Raw genomic sequence first — 15,916 nt, 5'->3', positions numbered from 1 at the left:
CCATGGGGGCACAGGATCAGGGGTTTTTACTGACTAGTCAATCAATAAAAAACGTCAGACCTTTGTGGCGTTGATCGTGGGCGTGATCGGGCGGCGTTTCAGCTGTGCCTCGCGCCATGTAATAAAGGTGACCGAGGCCAGGATCAGCACCCCGCCCAGCACCACGTAGATGTCCACCGGCTCGCCGAACACCAACATGCCCAGCAGCGTGGCCCAGACCAGTTGCAGGAATGTGATCGGCTGCGTCACCGTCACCGGGGCCGCGGCAAAAGCCAGCGTCATGGTATAATGTCCGGCTTGGGCAAACACCGCCACCAGCGCCAGAATACCGATCTGCTCCCAGGTGGGCGTGACCCAGACGATTGCCGCCAGCGGGGCAAGCCCGAGGCTGACAAAAACCGTCATCATGAACACCACCACCGTGGGTTTTGCCTCGTCCGACAGGATCTTGGCCAACAGGTAAGACCCCGAAAACACCGCCGCTGCGGCCAGCATGGCGATGTGCCCGTTGGCGACCTCGCGGAAACCGGGGCGCAGGATGATCGCGGTCCCCACCAGCGCCACCACCACCGCAAAGATACGCCGCGCCGCCAGCCGTTCGCCCAAAAAGATTGCGGCCCCGATCGAGACAAAGACCGGCGCAAGATAATTGATCGCTGTCAGTTCAGCGATGGGAATACGGGTCATGGCAAAGAACCACAGCGACACGCCGACGGAATGCAGCAACCCGCGCAGGGTGAACAGCTTCCACTGGCGTGGTGTCAGGTTGGCCTCGCGCACATCCTTGAGCATCGGGATCAGGAACACCATGCCCAGCATGTACCGCAGGAACGCCGCCTGCGAGGGCGGCATCCCCGGCCCCATCCACTTGACCAATGCGGTCACTGCGACAAAACACAGCCCCGTCACCAGCATCCACAAAATGCCCGTCATGGGGCGCGGTTCTTGTCCATTTATCATGGGCGTATCAATGGGCAAGCACGCAGGGAGGTGCAAGAGCCTGCGCGCAACCTTCTGCCTGACAGCGGCCTATGACATTGAACCCGCTTGTTTTTCACGCAAAGGATTTCAGGCCCGGACGCTGGACAGCTCTCGGGCGACTGCATCCAACAGCGCCGCCTTGTCATGGGTCCCGTCCAGCCGCAGCACGGGCACGCTCAGGGTGTCCAGCCAACGCTCATGCTGTGCCCGGTTGCGGCCGGAAAAGGCAGGATCATCATACTGCGAGGCCCACTTGCGAAAGGCCAGATGGGCCAGATGCATGTCTCCGCCCGGCAGGATACGCGCCCCGTGACGCTGCGCCTCTCTGGCGTCCAGTCGCTGCATCCGCACCTGCGTGGGCGTGTGTACATAGATGATCATGTCAACATCCTCGACCAGCGTCTCGCCCCAGCCGATGAAAGAGCCGGACAGAATCCAGCCTTGCGTCCGCGCCTGCTCGGCCCGGATCATCTGGACACGGTCTTCGGGCGCGCGTTTGGTGGTATAGGGCGGGTCGGTCGGCAGCCAGTAGAAGCTGTCCACATCCAGTTGCGGCACCCCCAGATGCGCCGACAGGCTCTGCCCCAGCGTTGATACGCCGGAACAGGACGCGCCGAGTATATACAGTCTTGACGATTGGGCCATGGGATCACCGCGCGCTACGCCGCCCGGTTACCATGCGGCAGGCTTGCAATCAACGGCGCGCTGCCGGCATCACATCCAGATCAGTTTCAGTGCAATCGCCCACATGGTCAGGGCAATCAGCACATCCAGCACCTGCCAGCTGCGCGGATTGGCGAACAATGGCCGCAGCCGCCGCGCGCCATATCCCAGACCGAAGAAAAACACGAAACTGGCCGTCACAGCCCCCACGCCAAAGGCCAGCTTGTCAGGATACTGCGCCGACACCGCACCCAGCAGCATCAACGTATCCAGATAGACATGCGGGTTCAGCCAGGTCAGCGCCAGCACGACCAGCAACGTGGCGCGCAACGATCCGCCCCGCGCATCGGCCGCATCCAGCGCCTGCCCGCCGCGCCATGCGCTGACCGCATTGCGCCAGCCGTACCACAGCAGGAACGCCGCCCCGAACCAGCGCATCACGGTTTCCAGCCATGGCACCGCCTCGGCCAACGCGCCAAAGCCCGCGACGCCTGCGCTGATCAGCAGCGCATCGGACAACGCGCAGGTCAGGCACACCCAGAACACATGCGACCGCATCAATCCTTGCCGCAGCACAAAGGCATTTTGCGCGCCGATCGCCAAGATCAATGAAAACCCCAGGTAAAACCCCGGCAAAAACGATGTCATGAAATACCTGCCTCAACCCTGCTGCGCGGTTGCTTACGGCAGCGCTGCCCCCTGCGCAAATCCAACTTTGCAATCACCGATCCGTGAGAACTGTCATTTTTGTGTCATAAAACGTCGAACGGACCTTGGCGAAGCACCAAACTTGCACCATATGCACAAGACTTGATCAAAGAAGGAACGCCAAGATGTCCGCCCTGCCCCATAGCCTTACGCTCTCAGCATCCGAATTCGAGATGATCGAAAGTGCTTTGGAAACACAGGAAAAGATCTTGTCCGTTCAAGTGCGCGCTGGTGGTGAATCTGCCGAAGTGCGCCTGACTGCCCTGCGTTCGGTCCTGCGGCGTTTGCGACGTCAGCGTCGCCAGGCAGATGCGCCCCAAGGGTGGGGCAGCATCGCGCGCGGCCTGTTCTGCAACAAGAACGCCGCCCCCGAGACAGGGCAGCGTTCCGAAGTGATCAACCGCCCGGCTTAATCGTCGCCCAGTTGTTCCATCACCTCGTCTGAGGCTTCGAAGTTGGCGGTGACGCGTTGCACGTCGTCATCGTCTTCCAGCGCATCAATCAGCTTCATCAGCTTTTGCATGCTTTCCAGGTCCATCTCGGTGGTAACGGTCGGCTTCCAGACCAGCCGGGTGGCCTCGCTTTCACCCAGTTCGGCCTCGAGCGCTGTCGACACTTCGTTCAAATCGGTGTCTGCACACCAGATCACGTGCCCGTCTTCGGTGCTTTCCACGTCCTCGGCACCCGCTTCGATCGCGGCCATCATCACTGTGTCGGCGTCACCGACAGAGGCAGGATAGACAACCTCGCCCTTGCGGTCGAACATGAAACCGACGCTGCCGGTTTCGCCCAGGTTGCCGCCGTTCTTTGTAAACGTCGAGCGGACCACGGATGCAGTGCGGTTGCGGTTGTCGGTCATCGCCTCGACGATCACCGCGACACCGTTGGGGCCATAGCCCTCATAGCGGATTTCTTCGTAATCCTCGCTCTCGCCGCCTTGCGATTTCTTGATCGCGCGGTCGATCACGTCCTTGGGGACCGAGACCGACTTGGCCTCTTTGATCGCCAGACGCAAACGCGGGTTCTTGTCGGGATCGGGGTCGCCCATCTTGGCGGCCACCGTGATTTCCTTGGACATCTTTGAAAACACCTTGGCGCGCAACTTGTCCTGACGCCCCTTGCGGTGCTGGATGTTCGCCCATTTTGAGTGGCCTGCCATAACGCCTCCGATTTGCAACTGACATGCGCCGCCGCGCGGCTTTGTCGGCTGCTATAGTGCACCGGACAGGGGGGCCGCAAGCCCGTCCAGAGCCGTGCGCCCGCGCCTTAACTGTGGTTCGGAGAATCCCAGGCCACGCGCCTCTGCGCCGGGGGCAAAGCGCCTGTCCCCCTCGCCATGCCGACAAACCCGCGAAATAGCACTGGCCGCTCCCGTGCCCGCGTTCTACGTTGCCGCGCATGACAACAGATCAAATCATCCTCTTCACCCTGTTCGGCACCGTCTTTGGGCTGCTGCTGTGGGGCCGCTTCCGCTATGACCTTGTGGCCTTTGCCGCGCTGATGACCGGCGTCGTGTTGGGGGTGGTGCCGGAAAAAGACGCTTTTTCCGGGTTCGGGCATCCTGCCACGCTGATCGTGGCGCTGGTGCTGGTGGTGTCGGCGGGGCTGGTGCGGTCGGGCGCCGTGTTGCTGATCACCCGCACATTGATTGACGCAAGCCGCAGCCTGGGCGCGCACATCACGATCATGGGTGCCGTCGGTGGCATCCTGTCGGCCTTTATGAACAATGTCGCAGCACTCGCGCTGCTGATGCCCGTTGACATCCAGACTGCGCGCAAGGCGGGGCGGCAGCCGGGGCTGAGCCTGATGCCGCTGAGCTTTGCCACCATTCTGGGCGGCATGGTCACGCTGATCGGCACGCCGCCCAACATCATCATCGCCTCGATCCGCCAGCAATCTCTGGGTGCGCCTTTCGGGATGTTCGATTTTGCCCCGGTGGGCGGCGTCGCGGCCATCGCCGGTCTGGCCTTTGTCGCGCTGATCGGCTGGCGGCTGATCCCCAGCCGCGAGGACGCGACGCTGAACCACGAGGATATTTCACAGTATATCGCCGAGCTGATCATCCCCGAAGACAGCAAGCTGATTGGCCAGCGCATTGCCGAACTGCAAGAGGAAGCCGACAGCGCCGATGTCGCGGTCCTGGGCCTGATCCGCGATGGCAAGCGGCGCTATGGCTCTGCGCGCAACATCGCGCTGCAAGCCGGTGACGCGCTGGTGATCGAAGCCACGCCCGACGCGCTGGACGAATTCCGCTCGACCCTGAAGCTGAGCGTGGCGGACGCCGAGCGCGAAGAGCGGCTGAACGCGGATGGCGAAGGCGTCGAGATCATCGAGGTCGTGATTCCCGAAGGCTCGCGTCTGGATGGGCGGACGGCACAGACCGTGGGACTGGCATGGCGTCAGCGCACCGTGCTGCTGGGCATATCCCGGCAAGGCCGCAAGATCACCTCGCAGCTGCGCAAGACCCAGTTGCAGGCGGGCGACATCCTGTTGCTGCTGGTGCCGCGCGACACCGCAGGCCACGTCACAGATTGGCTGGGGGTGCTGCCGCTGGCGGATCGCGGGCTGGCGGTGACCGAGAATTCCAAGGTCTGGCTGGCCATCGGCCTGTTTGGCGGCGCTGTGGCCGCCGCCAGCTTTGGCTTGATTTATTTGCCCATTGCCCTGGGTCTGGTGGTGGTCGCCTATGTTCTGACGCGCATCGTGCCGTTGTCCGAGCTTTACACGCACATAGAGTGGCCCGTGGTCGTCCTGCTGGGGTCGATGATCCCCTTGGGGGCGGCGTTGGAGACATCGGGCGGGACCGAGCTGATCTCGGGCGCATTGGTCAATCTGACCGAAGGGATGCCGGCCTGGGTGGTGCTGAGCGTGCTGATGGTGGTCACCATGACCCTGTCGGACGTGTTGAACAACACCGCCACCACCATTGTCGCCGCACCCGTGGGCATCCAGATGGCGCAAAGCCTGAACGTCTCGCCCGATCCCTTCCTGATGGCGGTGGCTGTGGCGGCGTCCTCGGCGTTCCTGACGCCCATCGGCCACAAGAACAACACGCTGATCCTGGGCCCCGGCGGCTATCGCTTTGGCGATTACTGGCGGATGGGGCTGCCGCTGGAAATCATCGTGATCTGCGTGTCGATCCCCGCAATCCTGTTTTTCTGGCCGTTGTAGCCCGTCACAAAACCCTAGCCCCCTGCCCCCCTGCGCGTTTACGCTTCCCGTTAAGGGAGGACATCATGGAACAGGCAGACGCCATCATCGTGGGCGCAGGGCTTGCCGGACTGGCCGCTGCGGCCGAGTTGGGGGACCGGGGCAAGCGGGTGATCGTCGTCGACCAGGAACCGCGCAGCGGTCTGGGGGGCCAGGCGTTCTGGTCGCTTGGCGGGCTGTTCATGGTCGACACCCCCGAACAGCGCCGGATGGGCATTCGCGACAGCCGCGAACTGGCGCTTTCCGACTGGATGGGCAGCGCACAGTTCGACCGGCCCGAGGATGCATGGCCGCGCAAATGGGCCGAGGCCTATATCGACTTTGCCGCAGGCGAGATGCGCCCGTGGTTGCACCAGATGGGCCTGCGCTGGTTTCCGGTGGTGGGCTGGGCCGAGCGGGGCGGCGGCTTTGCCGACGGGCATGGCAATTCGGTGCCGCGGTTTCACATCACCTGGGGCACCGGCCCCGGCACGATGGAACATTTTGCCCGCCGCTGCATCGAACATGAGGGCGCGGGGTTGGTCTCGTTCCAGTTCCGCCACCGCGTTGACCGCATTGACATGACCAACGGAGCCGCGGCCGGCGTGTCCGGCGCGGTGCTGGCCGATGACACGGCACCGCGCGGTGCCTCGACCAACCGCGATGCGGTAGGGGATTTTGCGTTCAAAGCGGCCTCGGTCATTGTCACCTCGGGCGGCATCGGGGGCAATTTCGAAATGGTGCGCAGGGCGTGGCCGACCGCGCGGCTCGGCCCCGCACCGAAAGAGATGATCGCAGGCGTGCCCGCCCATGTGGATGGCCGCATGATCGCGATTTCCGAACAGGCCGGCGGCCATGTGATCAACGGCGACCGCATGTGGCACTATACCGAGGGCGTGAAAAACTGGGACCCGATCTGGCCTGCCCACGGCATCCGCATCCTGCCGGGGCCATCGTCGATGTGGTTCGATGCCACCGGCAAACGGTTTGCGCCCCCCGCCCTGCCCGGCTTTGACAGCATGGGTACGCTGCGGGCCATTCTGGCCACGGGATATGATTACAGCTGGTTCGTGCTGACCCAGAAGATCATCAAGAAGGAATTTGCGCTCTCGGGGTCCGAGCAGAACCCCGATTTCACCTCCGCCAGTTGGCGCGAGGTGATCCGACAGCGCATCCTGTCGGGCAAACGCGCCACGGGGCCGGTCGAGGCGTTCAAGGCGCATGGCGCGGATTTTGTCGTGGCGGATGATCTGGACACGCTTGTGGCGGGTATGAACCGGATCGGGGATGTGCCGTTGGATGCACACAAGCTACGCGCCCAGATCGAAGCGCGTGACAGGCAGGCGGACAATCCATTCAGCAAGGATGCGCAGATGATGGCGATACACGCCGCGCGCCATTATCGCGGCGACCGGCTGATCCGCACCGCCAAGCCGCACAGGTTCCTTGATCCGGCCAATGGCCCGCTGATCGCAGTCAAGCTGCATATCCTCACGCGCAAGACATTGGGCGGACTGCAAACCAACCTCGACAGCCAGATGATCGGCGCAGACGGCGCGCCGGTGCCGGGGCTGTTCGCCGCCGGAGAGGTCGCTGGCTTTGGCGGCGGCGGATACCACGGCTATAACGCACTGGAAGGCACATTTCTGGGCGGTTGTATCTTCTCGGGTCGCAACGCGGGGCGCTCCACGGCCATTGCCTGAGGCGCTTGCGGAATGATGCCGACAGGGTGCGCCCCGTTGCCTTGACTTATCACCCTGCAATGCCCAGCTTCTGGGTATGATCATTCGCGAGATATATGCACGGTTTCTTCTTCTGAACCGCCCGGAACCTCGGGCGGTCTGACACCGGCGTTTCCGGCTCCTCCCGAGGTTTGCTTATCCCCGAATACGAACAAAATGGGCCCTGCCCATCTTTGGAGTGCGATCATGTTTCCCTATCAAGACCCCAATCCGCACGCGGGCCTGTCCGCTGCCGAGCCGACAGCACCGCCGCAACACTGTGTCCTGCCCCCGAACGTAAAAGATGCCGTTGCGCATCTGCTCGCAACACATTCGCCGGCGCCGCCAGTGGCCACCATTCTGCAGGACAAACTGGCCAGCGCACGCAGTGTGGAACCGCCGCATGACACAGGTTTTGCCCTGCCCGACCGGACCGTTGTCTATATGGTCAGCGGTGGTGGCGCACAGACCGTGCGGTTGACGTGTGCGGCTCCCGCGCCCGTTGTCGCGGGTCATGTTTCGGTGCTGACCCCGCTTGGGGCGACGCTTCTGGGCATGACGCGCCTGCAACGCGCGCCCTTGCCCCGTGCGGACGGCACAGTTGCCACGCTGGTTGTTCTGGGCGTCTCCGACACCTGACGGTCGCGTCCGATCACGATTTCTTCTTACCCCCTTCAACACTGCAATCCCGCCCCCTGCGGCGGTTTCGAAAGGATTATGTCATGACCACACCAACACCCCGCCCCGCCTCGCGCCGCCGCCCCAAGATCGTACTGGCGCGCGACACCTTTGACCGCATGGATGCACTGGCCGAAGGCGCGCAGCGCCGCAGCCCAGAGTTGGCCGATCGTCTGATGGAGGAACTGAGCCGCGCCAAAGTCGTCGCGAACGACAAGCTGCGCAGCGATGTCGTGGCCATCGGGCGGCACGTCACCTACCGCGACGAGAGCACGGGCCAGACGAAAACAGTGCAATTGGTGTTCCCCGAGGACGCTGATATTTCGTTGGGGCAAGTGTCCGTGATTACACCGATTGGTGTTGCGCTGATCGGACTGTCCGAGGGCGCAAGCTTTCGTTGGGAAACGCGCGACGGCACCACGCGCACGTTGACGGTTCTGGGCGTTGGCGCAAATGCCACTCTGGACTGACGCCGGTCAAGCCCCAAGGCATCCTCTGAGGGTATGCCTGATTGCACCATCGGTCTGCCCTGCCTGCGGCATGCAAGTGCCGCGCGCGGCGGCAGGCCGGTGTCCGCTGTGCCTGACCCGCTTCTGGCGGGACTGGGCGGGTTTCACCGTCAGCTTACCTTAAAACCCCCGAGGGCGTGCGCTGCGCCCTCAGATCTTGCCGCTGGCCGATAGCAGTATTGCGATGGGCCGCGCGGATTTGATCTCGGCCAGCACGATCACAAGACTGGCCGTCAGCGGCACCGCCAGCAGCGCACCGGCAAGTCCCCAAAGCGTGCTCCAGAACGCCAGCGCAAGCAGCACCACGAAGGGGCTGAGGTTGAACGCCCGCCCCATCATGCGTGGCTCAAGATAGGCGCCCACCACCACCTGTGCCGTAGTCAATGCCACCAGAACGGTGCCCGCCATGCTGAGCGTGCCGAATTGCGCAAGGCTGAGCAGCACCGGAAACAGCACGCCGATCAGCGAACCGATGTAGGGAATATAGTTCAGGAACGCGATCAGAACCGCCCAGAAAAGGGCAAACTCGATCCCCAGCAGCAGCATGATAACATAGCAGGCTACGCCGAGGATCACGTTCAGGGTGGTTTTGACAAAGAGGTATTGCCCGATCCGCTCGTTCACCCGCGACAGCAGCGTGATCGCCCGACCTCCCGCCTCTTCTCCACCCATGGCCATCACCACCTTGCGCGTCATGGCGCCCCGTTCCGCGATGAAAAAGCTGGCGTATAGCACGACGAGGAACAGGGTGGTGCCAAAGCCGCGCAAGGACAGCAGGGCCGGCGCGATCCAGGAACGGAAATCGATCCGGTCCAGCGTCACCGCGCGCACGTTGGCCCATGTCGGTTCGTCCTGAATGCCCAGCAGGCTGGCGTTGCGCGTGATCAGGTTTTCCAGGTTCTGCTCATAGCTTGGCAGGACTGCGGCGACCTGTGACAGGTTGTTCAGGACCAGGATGAACAGCAGGATCACAAAAAGCGTAAAGACCAACAAGATCAACGCACGACGCACCCAATCCGGAAGACGGCCAACCACGGGCAGTTTTTGCATGCTTTCGGCAGCAGCCAGCAGGATATAGACGGAAATCAGCGCCGCCAGCACCGGCAGCAACACGGGTTTGCCGATCCACAACAGCCAGCCGATCATCAGCGTCAGGGCAATGCCGTAGGTCGCGTTCCGCATGGTTTTGCCATCCTTCCCCAAATCCATCGGCGTGCCCGCGTCGTCCCGCATGGTTAAAGCGGCCACAGGAACGGGATCACCGCCGACGCCAGCAAACCGATGCTCAGGTTCAGCGGAATACCCACCTTCATGAAATCGGTGAACTTGTAGCCGCCGGGACCATAGACCAGCATGTTGGTCTGATAGCCGATGGGCGTGGCAAAGGACGCGCTGGCCGCGACCATCACCGCCACCACCAGCGCGCGCGGGTCAATGCCCAGTGCGCTGCCCAGACCGATGGCAATCGGCGTCATCACCACCGCCACCGCGTTGTTGCTGACCAGTTCCGTCAGCACGCTGGTCAAAAGGTAGATCGCCCAGATGATAAAGAACGGCGGCAGGTCCGAGATCAGGGGGGCTATGCCATTGGCAATCAGCGCCACCGCTCCCGAAGCCTCGAGCGCCGCGCCGATGGCCAGCATCGCAAAGATCAGCGCCAGCAGGCTGCCGTCGATGAATTCAAACGCCTCGTCCGCGTCGATACAACCGGTGATCAGCACAATCGCCACCGCCAGCACGCTCAGCAACAGGATCGGCGCCACGCCAAAAGCCGCCAAGCCGACGATGCCGAACAGCGCACCCACCGCAATCGGGGCATGCCCACGCCGGAATGCACGGCTTGAGGGGTGCGAAACATCAACCATGTCCATGTCGGACGCCAGCCGTGCGATGTCTTCCTGCGCGCCTTCCAGCAGCAGCGTGTCGCCCACGCGCACCACCAGATCGTCCAGTTGCTGGCCGATATTCTGGTTCCGCCGGTGCACCGCCAGCGTATAGACCCCGTACCGCCGACGCAGCCGCATCGATCCCAGCGACCGGCCGATCATCTTGCAGCCGGGCGTGATCAGCACCTCGACGGTCTGGGTTTCCACCGCAGAGACCTGGTCGACGCGCTTGAGCTCCTTGTTGCTTTGCAGGCTCAGCAATTCGGTCATCTGCGTGCGCAATACCACACGGTCGCCCACCTGCAGGCTGACCGCGGCCAGATTGCGCCGCAGCGACTGGTCGCCACGCACCACGTCGATCAGCCGCACGCCTTCGCGTTTGAACAGTTGCACGCCCGAAACCTCGCGCCCGATCAGGTTGCTGTCGGGGGGAATAACGGCCTCGGTGAAAAACTTCATCTTGCGTTTGTCGCTCAGCAGGTTGGCCATGCTGTCCCGGTCAGGCAGCAGCCAGGGAGCCACGAAACGCAGATAGATCATACCCCAGACCACCAAAATGGCACCCAGCGGTGTGACCTCGAAAATCGTGAACGGCGCCAACCCGTTGGCCCGTGCCGAACCGTCAACCAGCAGGTTGGTCGAGGTGCCGATCAGCGTCAGCGTGCCACCAAGAATCGCGGCATAGCTAAGCGGGATCAACAACTTGGACGGAGCGAGCCCCATTGTTTTGGAGATTTGCATGAACACGGGGATCATCACCACAACGACCGGCGTGTTGCTGACGATGGCGCTGGAGCCCACGACAAAGGCCATCAGCAAACCGATGGCCAGGGCCGGGTTTGTTCGGGCCTGTCGGCTGGCCAGCGCCGTGAACGCGTCCAGCGCTCCGGTCCGCACCAATGCGCCCATGATGATGAACATCGCCACGATGGTCCACGGCGCAGGGTTCGACAGAACCAGCCGCGCGGATTCGTAGGGCAGAACACCCGTGGCCAGCATCACCGCGGCCCCCGCAATCGCCACAACCTCGGTCGGATAGGTCTCGCGCAGGAACAGGATGAACATGATCCCGACGATGGTCAGTGTCAGGACCGCGCTGCCGGTCTGCGAAAGCTGGAAAATGCCCATATGTGGCGGCTCTACCTTATGAAAATGCCTGACGGGCACTTTTGCCGATCCGGCAACAGGCCGCAAGCAGATGCGTGCTTCCGCACGCTTGTCAGATCAACAATTCGACCCGAACACCGCATTTTCAGGCAACCGGCGACGGCCCCGCAGGCGACAAACGCCCGCCCTGTCGCACCATTTCGATCCGCGTGGCCTTGCCGGTCTTGTCGTCCGTCTCGACATAGACGCCCGACAGGGTGACGTCGCCCAGCGCGGGGGTGAAGCGTTCTTTCGGCATGCCGGTGATGAACCGGCGCAACGGTTCATCGCGCTGCATCCCGATGACACTGTCATAGTCACCACACATGCCCGCATCGCTCAGATAGGCGGTGCCCTTGTTCAGGATCATCGCATCCGCCGTCGGCACGTGTGTGTGCGTGCCGACAACCAGCGACGCGCGCCCGTCGCACCAATGGCCCATGGCCATTTTCTCGCTGGTCGCTTCGCAGTGGAAATCGACAATCACCGCCGACGCCTGGCCACCCAGCGGATGCGTGCGGAACACCTGTTCCGTGGCCGAGAACGGGTCGTCAAAGGGGCGCTTCATGAACACCTGCCCCAGCGCCTGACAGACCAGAACCTTGCGCCCGCCCCGCGCATCAAACAGACGCGCACCTTTGCCGGGGGCCGATTTGGAGAAATTCAGGGGGCGAATGATGCGCGGTTCGGCCTCGCAGAACTGCAACATATCCTTCTGGTCGAACGCATGATCGCCCAGCGTCACGCAATCCGCGCCCGCGTCGAGAATGCCGCGCGCATGTGCTGCCGACAGCCCCATGCCCGAGGTTGCGTTCTCGCCGTTGACCACGACAAAATCCAGCTTCCACGCCTCGCGCAGCTTTGGCAGCCCCTGGGACACCGCCTGTCGGCCCGCGCGGCCCATCACATCGCCTAAAAACAATATTTTCATGCGGCCCTCATATGCGCCCCGGCAGGTCCCGAACAAGCCCCTGCCCTTCTTTTGGCCAAAAATATCCTGGGGGAGCACCGCAAGGCGCGGGGGCAAAGCGCACAGCCAGTGACATCAGAACTGGATCACATCCGCCTCGGTCACGATCATGTCCAGCGGTTGATCGGTCTCTTCCAGCGGCAGCGCCTCGGCCTCCTGCGCGGCAAAGGCAAAGCCCACGGCCAACACCGGCCCCCGCGCCCGCAACCCCTGAAGCGTGCGGTCATAAAACCCGCCGCCATAGCCCAACCGCCCGCCGCGCCGGTCAAAGGCCACAAGCGGCACGATCACGATCTGCGGCACAATCCACGCGTCGACCATCGGCACCCGCGCGCCAAAGGGGCCGTCGCGCAGCGGCATGTCAGGTTCCCACTGCGAAAACTGCAGGGGCTGCCCAGCCCCCTGGATGACCGGCACACCGACAGGGCCATAGGCCGATGCCTCGGCCATCGCCGCCAACGGGTCAATTTCGGTGCGAATGGGCACATATCCCGCCAACGGAACACCGCGGTGCCCTGCCAACAGTTCCGACAACACGCCACAGGCAGCGGGCGCAGCGGTCTCATAGGCGGCCTTGCGCCGGGCAAAGGCGGCCTTGCGCGCCGCTGCTTTTTGCGCCTCGAGCGTCACAGCAGCACGGCCGCGGCCAGTCCGAGAAAGGCAAAAAAGCCGACCACGTCCGTGACCGTCGTCACAAAGGCCCCCGAAGCCAGCGCAGGGTCCACGCCGACGCGGTCGAGGATCACCGGGATCACCGTACCGGCAAAACCCGCAACAACCATGTTCACCACCATCGCGGCGGCAATCACGTATCCCAGCGCAGGCGAGCCAAACCAGACCAGACCAACCACGCCCATCACCACCGCGAACAACAGCCCGTTGAACAGTCCCACCAGCACCTCGCGTCGGATCACCCGCCAGACGTTGCTGCCGGTAAGGTCCTTGGTCGCAATGGCGCGCACGGCGACGGTCAGCGACTGGGTGCCCGCATTGCCACCCATGGACGCCACGATCGGCATCAGCACCGCCAGCGCCACGATCTGCGCAATCGCCACTTCGAACTGCGCGATCACCAGCGAGGCGGCAATCGATGTCAGCAGGTTGACCGCCAGCCATGGCATCCGCTGTTTGGTCGTCTCGATCACACGGTCCGACAGCGAGCCCTCGCCAACACCGGCCAGACGCATGATGTCTTCCTCGTGCTCTTCGTCCAGCACGGCCATGGCATCGTCGATGGTGATCAGACCGATCAGGCGGCCCTCGTCGTCGACCACCGGGGCCGAGATCAGGTGATACTGGTTAAAGGCATAGGCCACGTCGCTTTCGGGCTGCGTGGCGGGGATCACCTGAAACGTCGGCTCGACAATATCCAGCAGCGGCACATCGCGGCGCGAACGCATCACCTTGCCCAATGTAACATTGCCCACCGGATGCAGGCGCGGATCGACCACGACGATGTGATAGAACTGATCCGGCAGATCTTCTTCGGACGAGCTGCGCAGATGATCGATGGCATCGCCTACGGTCCAATGCTCGGGGGCCATCACGACCTCGCGCTGCATCAGACGGCCGGCGGAAAACTCGGGGTAGGACAGCGCCTGTTTCACCGCCAGACGGTCGGCATCCTCAAGGGCGTCCAGAATCGCCTCTTGCTGGCTGTCGTCCATGTCCTCGACCAGATCGACCACGTCGTCGCTGTCGAGGTCACGCACCGCCTGCGTCAGCACCTGCGGTGTCAGCACCGCGATCACTTCGTCGCGGATGCTCTCATCCAGTTCCGACAGGATGTCGCCGTCGAACTCGCGATCATAGAGCCGGATCAACCGCGAACGGTCATAGGCGTTGATCTGTTCCAGAAGGTCGGCGATGTCCGCCGGGTGCAGCGGATCCATCAGTTCGATCAGCTTGGCCTGATCCTCGATGTCGACCGCATACAGAATCGCGCTGACCGCTTTGCGGTCCAGCTGATAGGCCTCGTCAGGGCGTTCTTCCTCGACCTTGGCGTCTTGTTCAATCGTATCGAATTCGTCAGCCATGGCCCGGTCCCCGCGTTGCGCCCGCGACCATAGGGGCGCAGGTTTCCCTACACAATGGTGCGACGGGAACAAAGGTCAATTTACCTTTGTCCTTCGCCCGCTTAACGTGCACTGCATGAGCAAAGATATCCTTTTGACCGGCCATGTGCTGGTGACCACGGGCGACCCATTCACCGATCCGGATGCGGTGCAGATCCATGCCGGTCACGGCGTGCTGATCAAGGGCAGCCGCATTGCCGCCACAGGCCCCGCTGACGTCCTGCGGGCACAGGCACCGGATGCCACGGTGCATGACCACGGCGACCGTCTGATCCTGCCCGGTTTTGTCGACGCCCACGTGCATTATCCACAGACAGCGATCATCGCGAGCTGGGGCAAGCGGCTGATCGACTGGCTGAACACCTATACGTTTCCCGAAGAATCCCGCTTTGGCGATGCCGACTATGCGGCACAGGTGGCGAACAGCTATCTGGACCTGGCCCTGGCCCATGGCACCACGTCGATGTGTTCCTTTGCCACCATCCACCCCGCGTCGGTCGACGCGTTTTTTCAAGCGGCGTCGGCGCGGGACATGCGGGTGGTTGCCGGCAAGACCTGTATGGACCGCAACGCGCCGGACAGCTTACGCGACACCGCGCAAAGTGCCTATGACGACAGCAAGGCGCTGCTGACCCGCTGGCACGGCACGGGACGCGCGCATTACGCCATCACGCCGCGTTTCTCGCCCACTTCGACACCGGACCAGCTGGAGGCATTGGGCGCGCTTTGGGCCGAGCATCCCGATTGCCTGATGCAGACGCATCTCTCGGAACAGGTGGATGAGATTGCGTGGGTCCGTGACCTCTATCCAAATGCCCGCGACTATCTCGACACATACGAGGCGCACGGGTTGCTGGGCGCACGCGGGGTCTACGGCCACGCCATCCACATGGAGCCGCGCGAAGTGGACCGGCTGGCCGAGGTCGGGGCGGCCGTTGTGCATTGCCCGACGTCCAACACATTCATCGGCTCGGGCCTGATGGATCTGGCCGGACTGGCGGCGCGCGGGATATCCGTGGGGCTGGCCACCGACACCGGCGGCGGATCGTCGTTTTCAATGCTGCGCACGATGGCGGCGGCTTATGAAATCGGCCAACTGCGCGGCACCCCGCTGCACGCTCGGCACCTGCTGTGGCTGGCCACCGCCGGATCGGCGCGCAGCCTGCAGCTGCACGACCGGATCGGGACGCTGGCGGCAGGCTATGACGCAGACATCTGCGTACTGGATCTGGCCTCGACCCCGGCGATTGCGCAGCGGGCCGCAAATGTGTCGGACATCTGGGAGGCCGTCTTTGCCACGATCATGATGGGAGACGACCGGGCCGTGGCGCAGGTATGGGTCAACGGACGGATGGTCGCCTGAGCCCGCAATGTCCGGTCGCGCGTGTCC

At 63.2% G+C, this 15,916-nt stretch carries 15 protein-coding genes; 6 read left to right on the top strand and 9 right to left on the bottom strand.

Annotated features, from left to right (window positions below; all coding sequences use genetic code 11):
- Nucleotides 1–54: 54 nt before the first annotated feature.
- The 3 genes from BUC08_RS00210 to BUC08_RS00200 all read right to left on the bottom strand — a co-directional run bounded on the left by BUC08_RS00210 (nt 55) and on the right by BUC08_RS00200 (nt 2,292).
- The gene (locus BUC08_RS00210) at nt 55–933 is read right to left on the bottom strand and encodes a DMT family transporter (RefSeq protein WP_224769730.1); all 879 of its coding nucleotides are present in this window, start codon (nt 931–933) and stop codon (nt 55–57) included.
- 135 nt (nt 934–1,068) lie between these two features.
- Entirely contained in the window at nt 1,069–1,626 is a 558-nt protein-coding gene (locus BUC08_RS00205) for an ATP-binding protein (protein WP_037921805.1), read from the bottom strand.
- 69 nt (nt 1,627–1,695) lie between these two features.
- Complete coding sequence (locus BUC08_RS00200; protein WP_037921807.1) at nt 1,696–2,292, bottom strand: LysE/ArgO family amino acid transporter; 597 nt, start codon at nt 2,290–2,292, stop codon at nt 1,696–1,698.
- A 185-nt stretch (nt 2,293–2,477) separates the two neighbouring features.
- Between BUC08_RS00200 and BUC08_RS00195 the strand changes: the two genes are divergently transcribed.
- Complete coding sequence (locus BUC08_RS00195; RefSeq protein ID WP_037921810.1) at nt 2,478–2,765, top strand: hypothetical protein; 288 nt, start codon at nt 2,478–2,480, stop codon at nt 2,763–2,765.
- On the opposite strand, the gene BUC08_RS00190 is transcribed toward BUC08_RS00195, so the two are convergent.
- Nucleotides 2,762–3,511 carry a YebC/PmpR family DNA-binding transcriptional regulator gene (locus BUC08_RS00190; RefSeq protein WP_037921813.1) on the bottom strand — a complete coding sequence of 250 codons (750 nt, stop codon included), beginning with the start codon at nt 3,509–3,511 and terminating at the stop codon, nt 2,762–2,764. The genes BUC08_RS00195 and BUC08_RS00190 overlap by 4 nt on opposite strands.
- 239 nt (nt 3,512–3,750) lie before the next feature.
- Here BUC08_RS00190 and BUC08_RS00185 point away from each other — a divergent pair, with 239 nt between their 5' ends.
- The 4 genes from BUC08_RS00185 (at nt 3,751) to rnk (ending at nt 8,410) form a co-directional block, all read left to right on the top strand.
- Nucleotides 3,751–5,523 (top strand): SLC13 family permease, encoded by a 1,773-nt coding sequence (locus tag BUC08_RS00185; RefSeq protein ID WP_037921815.1) that lies wholly within the window; start codon nt 3,751–3,753, stop codon nt 5,521–5,523.
- A gap of 65 nt (nt 5,524–5,588) precedes the next feature.
- Nucleotides 5,589–7,244 carry an FAD-binding dehydrogenase gene (locus BUC08_RS00180; protein ID WP_037921818.1) on the top strand — a complete coding sequence of 552 codons (1,656 nt, stop codon included), beginning with the start codon at nt 5,589–5,591 and terminating at the stop codon, nt 7,242–7,244.
- A 225-nt stretch (nt 7,245–7,469) separates the two neighbouring features.
- Nucleotides 7,470–7,901, top strand: coding sequence for a hypothetical protein (locus BUC08_RS00175; RefSeq protein ID WP_051693927.1), 432 nt, complete (start codon nt 7,470–7,472; stop codon nt 7,899–7,901).
- Nucleotides 7,902–7,984: 83 nt separating this feature from the next.
- Nucleotides 7,985–8,410 carry a nucleoside diphosphate kinase regulator gene (gene rnk, locus BUC08_RS00170; RefSeq protein WP_037921820.1) on the top strand — a complete coding sequence of 142 codons (426 nt, stop codon included), beginning with the start codon at nt 7,985–7,987 and terminating at the stop codon, nt 8,408–8,410.
- A 189-nt stretch (nt 8,411–8,599) separates the two neighbouring features.
- Here the strand turns inward: rnk and BUC08_RS00165 are convergent, their stop codons facing one another.
- The 5 genes from BUC08_RS00165 to mgtE form a co-directional block, all read right to left on the bottom strand.
- Nucleotides 8,600–9,631 carry an AI-2E family transporter gene (locus BUC08_RS00165; RefSeq protein ID WP_081855314.1) on the bottom strand — a complete coding sequence of 344 codons (1,032 nt, stop codon included), beginning with the start codon at nt 9,629–9,631 and terminating at the stop codon, nt 8,600–8,602.
- A gap of 53 nt (nt 9,632–9,684) precedes the next feature.
- Nucleotides 9,685–11,463, bottom strand: coding sequence for an SLC13 family permease (locus BUC08_RS00160; protein ID WP_037921824.1), 1,779 nt, complete (start codon nt 11,461–11,463; stop codon nt 9,685–9,687).
- Between the two features lie 124 nt (nt 11,464–11,587).
- On the bottom strand, nt 11,588–12,412 hold the full coding sequence (locus BUC08_RS00155; protein ID WP_037922213.1) for a TIGR00282 family metallophosphoesterase: 825 nt from the start codon (nt 12,410–12,412) through the stop codon (nt 11,588–11,590).
- Between the two features lie 114 nt (nt 12,413–12,526).
- Nucleotides 12,527–13,081, bottom strand: coding sequence for a 5-formyltetrahydrofolate cyclo-ligase (locus tag BUC08_RS00150; protein ID WP_037921827.1), 555 nt, complete (start codon nt 13,079–13,081; stop codon nt 12,527–12,529).
- Nucleotides 13,078–14,487 (bottom strand): magnesium transporter, encoded by a 1,410-nt coding sequence (mgtE, locus tag BUC08_RS00145; RefSeq protein WP_037921830.1) that lies wholly within the window; start codon nt 14,485–14,487, stop codon nt 13,078–13,080. Before mgtE ends, BUC08_RS00150 begins: the two co-directional genes overlap by 4 nt.
- A gap of 115 nt (nt 14,488–14,602) precedes the next feature.
- Between mgtE and guaD the strand changes: the two genes are divergently transcribed.
- Nucleotides 14,603–15,889 (top strand): guanine deaminase, encoded by a 1,287-nt coding sequence (gene guaD / locus BUC08_RS00140; protein ID WP_037921832.1) that lies wholly within the window; start codon nt 14,603–14,605, stop codon nt 15,887–15,889.
- Nucleotides 15,890–15,916: the final 27 nt, after the last annotated feature.

It is taken from the genome of Pseudosulfitobacter pseudonitzschiae, from assembly GCF_900129395.1.
GTDB classification, from domain to species: domain Bacteria; phylum Pseudomonadota; class Alphaproteobacteria; order Rhodobacterales; family Rhodobacteraceae; genus Pseudosulfitobacter; species Pseudosulfitobacter pseudonitzschiae.
This window is presented reverse-complemented; position numbering and strand designations above follow the sequence as displayed.